This is a genomic window from Nostoc sp., assembly GCF_041747015.1.
GTDB lineage: Bacteria > Cyanobacteriota > Cyanobacteriia > Cyanobacteriales > Nostocaceae > Nostoc.
In genome coordinates, this window is the sequence record NZ_JBGTFY010000043.1 from 1 (window position 1) to 5,633 (window position 5,633).

The window sequence follows — 5,633 nt, forward strand, 5'->3', positions numbered from 1 at the left end:
ATGATTCAAAGTGAAAAGATGTCTGCTTTGGGTCAAATGGTAGCTGGTATTGCTCACGAAATCAACAATCCCGTTAGCTTTATTTACGGAAACCTTGGCTATATAAGCCAATACACCCATGAGTTACTGAGACTAGTCCAGCTTTATCACCGTTACTTCCCCAACCCACCGACTGAAATTCAAATTGAACGCAAAACCATAGATTTAGAGTTTCTGGAAAAAGACGCGATTATGGTATTGAACTCAATGAATATAGGGACGGAGCGTATCCGGGATATTGTGCTATCACTGCGTAGCTTCTCTCGTCTGGATGAAAGTGAGTTTAAAGCAGTGAATATTCATGAAGGTATCGACAATACTTTGATGATTTTGCAGCATCGCCTCAAAGCCACTGACAAAAGCCCAGAAATTCATGTCATCAAAGACTATGGCAATTTATCCAATGTAGAATGTTACGCCGGACAGCTTAACCAGGTATTTATGAACATTCTAGTAAATGCGCTCGATGCGCTCGAAGAATTCAATGTCAAAAGGACTTATCAGGAAATCCAAGGTAATCCCAGTCGCATCATAATTTGTACTTCTGTCGTTGATTCGCAGTGGGTGAAAATTGCGATCGCTGACAATGGATCTGGGATTTCCGAATCGATTCAAAAACAGATTTTCAATCCGTTCTTTACAACAAAACCTGTCGGTAAGGGAACAGGAATGGGAATGGCTATCAGCTATCAAATCATCACCGAAAAACATGGCGGTAAGTTAGAATTTTTTTCGACACTTGGAGAAGGAACGGAGTTTGTGATTCAGATTCCTGTTCAGCAAGCTTAACTGAATTGTATTGGGTTAAAGGGGAAAGTTTTTGAATACATCCTTTACCCCTTAACCCAGGGCTATTTCATTCTAGGCATAAACCGCCCAAAACTAAAGTTTCAGGCTAATAGCTAAAGTCCGTTTTAACGGACTAGACTATAACCTTTTTTTAGTTGTCTTTAGACGACTTTAGCTATTAGACTCAGAATTTATTCTGAGGCGGACTCGCAATCACTAGAAACGATAGCCTAATCCTGCTTGGAAGCTAACGGCATCAGCATTACTGTTTCTGTAGGCATCAATGCCCCATTTAGTATCGCCATAGGCAATGACATTATTTCTAATTTCTGACTCAATACCAAGGGTAACTACAGGTGCATTCTGATTGCCCAATGGGGTTCTTTGACCTTCGTCAGTTACAAAAGAATAACCACCACCAAAGTAAAGATTAGTGTTTCTGGCAATGGGCGCATCATAAGTCACTATGGGCATAATTGCAGCAGCATCACCACCATACAACACAGAACCCCGCAGTGAAAGAGGTGTTTTGGGAACGGCGTACCGTCCTTGAATATTCCCACCAAGTTGCGCTTCATCGTTTCCTTCTCCGCCATTGGTTGCACCAGCCGCAACACCAGCACCGATGTAGTTGCCATTAGTACCTGCTGTTTGAGCAGATGCAATGCCAGATGAGAGGATAATGGAAGCAACAGCAAGTGCAGAGGCAGCTAATTTTGTAAGTTTCATCGGATTCTGTCAGGTAAAATCAATATTCTCTAGTACTAGAATCTCTTTTCTTACAAAATGTAACCTCATGCATCTGGTTCACCCTACTGGCTGAATTATTCCTCATCCATTTGGGTGTACCAACTGAAATATTCAAAATTCTTTAAATCGAGTAGTGGGTGCGATCGCTGCCTGAGCTATCCTCTTAGAGTTCCACTGCAATGGAACAAACATATAATCGGCAATCAGGAGTTTAGGAAGTTGCACTTTACTTAAACTTTATCCTTCTCGGAATAATTTTCATAAATGCTCTTTTTTGAAACAATCAGTAAATATATACCAATTGTTGAGAAATTAATAAAATAATTATGCTATATGAATATCATAAATAATAATATCAAAAGATAGAGGACTTAACCAAGTATTTAAGTCGCTCAGAGCCGCATTTGTGGTCAACGCAGCTTTACTAGCAACGTAAACTGAGTTGATTTTTTAATTAGCTCTCCTTCGATTAAAAATTAAATTTGCACAGAGAAAAAACAAATGAGCCAAAGTCTAAATATTCAGGAAATTGCCATTGCGATCGCAGCGAAACAGCACAATCCGACAATCTTAACTCCAGATTTTCTGAAATGAAATATAGTGGCATCGTCCCTAGTGACTGGGAACTGGCTAAACCCCCGATTCTCACAGATTCTGCTGCTCAGGTAATCTTTGAAAATAGCATCAGCATAACTGCACAAGTCAATCGGATTATTTTCACTGAGTTGATTGCTATCAAAGAAGCCAGAGACGTAGAAATTCCGGCTCTAGCTTGCAAATATCTAAAGACATTGGCGCAAGTAGACTATGAGGGGGTGTCCATTAACTTTCGGGGACACGTCTTCTTCAATGAGCAAAACAATACAGCACGCAGCTATATCTTTGGCACACTGCTGAATCCTGGACCTTGGCATGAGTTTGGCAAAGCACCAGTGCAAGCTACGATGCGGTTTGGTTACACCCTAGAAGGAGCAAACATGAGTTTGGATATCAATCAAGGAGGGTTACAGATGCCAGATCAAACAGTGCAGCCCATCGTGCTGTTCACCGCTACTTTTAATCACGCAATTGTTGAAGAAGAACAAAGTCAGCGCCTAGCTGTTCTATCAGAAATAATTAGCAACTGGCGGACAGATATAGAGGCTTACAAAGAACTGGTGAACACCAAGTTTCTCAACTCACCATATCAGCTAAATATAGTATCAAATGAATCTTTAATCGGCACAGCAACGACTTTTTGAGCGCTGTGTGAGGACAAATAGATCAATAAAACCAAACACCACACCCCCACAAGTTGGACTTTGTAAAGCAGGGAAGCTGTAAAAAAATCCTACTATATTTTAAGCTCAACCTACGGGGATATTGGTGTTTGTGTTGGAAAAAGCAGCATCTATTAAACAATTGGGAGATTATTTATGAACAATATTGACTTGATAGTGTCTTCTGTGACAGTTCCACTGTTCTAATTGACATAGATGGCACAGCAGGTCGCGCTCGTCCAACAGCGTTATTAACTGTTGCTGGAGTATCCGAAAATACACTAGCTCAGTTTTATAACTTTGTGTTTTAAAGTCATTTGTCATTAGTCCTTTGTAAATACAAACCCATTTCATCAACAAATCTCATGAACATTTCCACATTCATCAAACATTCAACTTTCAAAGTTGGTCTTGTCAGCCTTGCTAGTTTGGGGGGTTTAGCAATCACTACCACCTCCGCCCTAGCTGTTGGGTTAAACTTGATCGGCTTTGGAGATTAGCAACGCTAGGCTAGAGAGAGTTCCTGAACCAACTACTATCCTGGGTTTACTTACGGTGCTTGGTTGCGGCACAACTATAGGGCGGTTAAGAAAAAAAATGTCTACTTAAATACTAAGCTGTTCCCAAAACTGCGTAGGTTTTGAATATTGGTAAGTTGGGTTGAAGCTTTGCCTTACCCAACAAACCGCGCAAAATATTAGGTTACCCTGCAAGAAGCACCTTTGGGTCTATGTTCCTCAACCAAACCTACTGCTGACTTTTCACGGCATCTGGAAAACCTCACTTCTATTTCTCTCTCCTTTTATAGGTTTTTGGTAAAGCGCTGACGTAGACGAAATATAAAAGTATTCACCTCTGGTATTTTCATCCATGAAGCGATCGCAGCAAACACCGCAATCCCCACGAAACTAGATACACACAACTGCAACAGCAAAATCAGTACACCCGTTTTACCTAGCAACTGCTGCAAACCAACCAATGTCCCATAGCTTGCTACCCCAGCTACTACACTACCAGCAGTCAAACCCAAAATCGGCAAACTCCACTCCCGCCAAGGTAAACCATTGAGTTTGCGATCGAGCAACCACAATAGCATTAACATTGAACTGCAATTTACACCCACTGTTGCTAACACCAAACCGGGAGCGCCAAAAGGCTTAACTAAAATCCAATCGAGTAAGGCATTGAGGAAGATGTTAAAAGTACTAATCCGAAAAGGTGTTTGTCCATCGCCCAAGGCATAAAACACCCGTACCAAGACATCACGCCCCAAATAGACAAACATTCCAATTCCGTAAAAAACTAGCAGGGATGATACTAGTTGGGTAGCATCTTGCTTAAAAGCACCACGCTCATACACAAGCTGGACAATGGGTACAGATAGCGCCACCATCAATGCTCCTAGAGGTAGCATAGTAACAGCACTAAGCATGAGTCCTTGGCGAATGCGTAATTTAAGATCGTGCCAATTTTCTGGTTCGGCTAGTTTGGCAAATATTGGTAATAGGGGCAGCAAAATGATATTAGAAATAATCCCCAAGGGAGTTTGCACTAACAAGTTGGCATAGTTAAAGCTAGCAGCAGCACCAGGAATAGGACTCGCAAAGTAAAGGACGGTAGCAAAGTTAATTGGCATCATACCAGAGGAAATGGTCGCCGGAGTCATGATTCTAATCACTTCTTGGACGCTGGGGGATTTAAAATCAAACCTCAGGCGTAATGTACCCAGTCCTAACCGCCACTGGACAATTAGTTGTACCAACCACTGGAGAATCGCCCCTGCTAAGGTTCCCCAAGCTAATACTATGCCACCGATGAAAGCATATTCCGGCTTAATAATGTCCTTGCCTAGTTGCAAAACCATAATGCCAATGCCTGCAATAACGGTAACACTAGATAATAAAGGGCTAATGGAGAGTAACCAATATTGATTGGCTGCATTGAGAGTACCGAAGCCAATACCAATTAAACCTGAAAATAAAGCCATCGGTGCCATAATGCGGATCTGTTGAATTGCGATCGCTCTGGTTGTAATATCCAAACCATGACCGACTAAATCAACGATTGCATCCGCCAAGAAAATCTGAGCAACTGTCACCAGTAACAGCAATCCAGCCACCAGTGTCGTCACCGTTTCCACTAAAGGAGCTGCTTCTTCTCGATTGCGCTTGGCTAAAACGCTGACAACCGCACTGTGTAACGGCCCATTTACACCCCCTAGTAATATCAATAGAAAGCCAGGAATAATATAGGCATAACTATAGGCAGTGGCAGCAGCACCAACCCCAAAAGCCGCAGCGATGGCTAACTGCCGCACTAAACCAACAACTTTACTAATTAACGTAGCTATGGCAACAATGCCAGCAATTCCAGCGAAAGAACGAGAGGGTTTTTGGTCTTGTTGTGTCACGAATAATACCAGACAACTCTTGCTGAGTGCATATTTTAAAACATTTAACCTGAAATCCCGCAGTCTGTCAGGCAATTTTTGATAAATTAGTTATTAGATTTTAGTCTAATGGCAATCATTTTAAGTGTAATGCTTGCGTCGTGCGGAGCGATGCCTACGGCGGACTACGCCTACGCTCAAAATTAAATTCCTTTTCAATGCCGTATTCGTTACTTATGGGTGACATTCCGTTGAGCAATGCTGGAAGTACTATACTTTTGCAGAAATTGACCCAGAAATTAAATTCCTGAGCTAAGTATCAAAAAGTTGCAACTGGTGGTCTAGGCGGCTAAACGAAGAATTTGATCTAGCTCACGTGAGCGTGGCGTCAAGTCCCCTTCAGGAGC

Annotated in this window: 6 protein-coding genes; 4 read left to right on the forward strand and 2 right to left on the reverse strand. The window is 41.9% G+C overall.

Going from position 1 to position 5,633, the window contains the following annotated elements; all coding sequences use genetic code 11:
* Positions 1 to 828 (forward strand): sensor histidine kinase (locus ACEW80_RS03440; protein ID WP_373525247.1); only part of this gene is annotated, 828 nt, incomplete at its 5' end.
* Positions 829 to 1,044: 216 nt separating this feature from the next.
* Here ACEW80_RS03440 and ACEW80_RS03445 read toward each other — a convergent pair.
* Complete coding sequence (locus ACEW80_RS03445) at positions 1,045 to 1,557, reverse strand: hypothetical protein (protein WP_373525248.1); 513 nt, start codon at positions 1,555 to 1,557, stop codon at positions 1,045 to 1,047.
* Between the two features lie 611 nt (positions 1,558 to 2,168).
* Here ACEW80_RS03445 and ACEW80_RS03450 point away from each other — a divergent pair.
* The 3 genes from ACEW80_RS03450 (at position 2,169) to ACEW80_RS03460 (ending at position 3,446) form a co-directional block, all read left to right on the forward strand.
* Positions 2,169 to 2,819 carry a hypothetical protein gene (locus ACEW80_RS03450; protein ID WP_373525249.1) on the forward strand — a complete coding sequence of 217 codons (651 nt, stop codon included), beginning with the start codon at positions 2,169 to 2,171 and terminating at the stop codon, positions 2,817 to 2,819.
* Between the two features lie 383 nt (positions 2,820 to 3,202).
* Entirely contained in the window at positions 3,203 to 3,337 is a 135-nt protein-coding gene (locus tag ACEW80_RS03455) for a hypothetical protein (RefSeq protein ID WP_373525250.1), read from the forward strand.
* Positions 3,327 to 3,446, forward strand: a complete 120-nt coding sequence (locus ACEW80_RS03460) for a PEP-CTERM sorting domain-containing protein (RefSeq protein ID WP_373525251.1) — start codon at positions 3,327 to 3,329, stop codon at positions 3,444 to 3,446. Before ACEW80_RS03455 ends, ACEW80_RS03460 begins: the two co-directional genes overlap by 11 nt.
* Before the next feature lie 193 nt (positions 3,447 to 3,639).
* Here ACEW80_RS03460 and murJ read toward each other — a convergent pair whose 3' ends face one another.
* Positions 3,640 to 5,247, reverse strand: a complete 1,608-nt coding sequence (gene murJ, locus ACEW80_RS03465) for a murein biosynthesis integral membrane protein MurJ (RefSeq protein ID WP_373525252.1) — start codon at positions 5,245 to 5,247, stop codon at positions 3,640 to 3,642.
* Positions 5,248 to 5,633 lie beyond the last annotated feature (386 nt).

Bases quoted from the DNA above. Each gene is read 5' to 3' on its own strand.
- ACEW80_RS03455 (WP_373525250.1), top strand. From the start codon at position 3,203: ATGAACATTTCCACATTCATCAAACATTCAACTTTCAAAGTTGGTCTT.
- ACEW80_RS03445 (WP_373525248.1), bottom strand. From the start codon at position 1,557: ATGAAACTTACAAAATTAGCTGCCTCTGCACTTGCTGTTGCTTCCATT.
- ACEW80_RS03450 (WP_373525249.1), top strand. From the start codon at position 2,169: ATGAAATATAGTGGCATCGTCCCTAGTGACTGGGAACTGGCTAAACCC.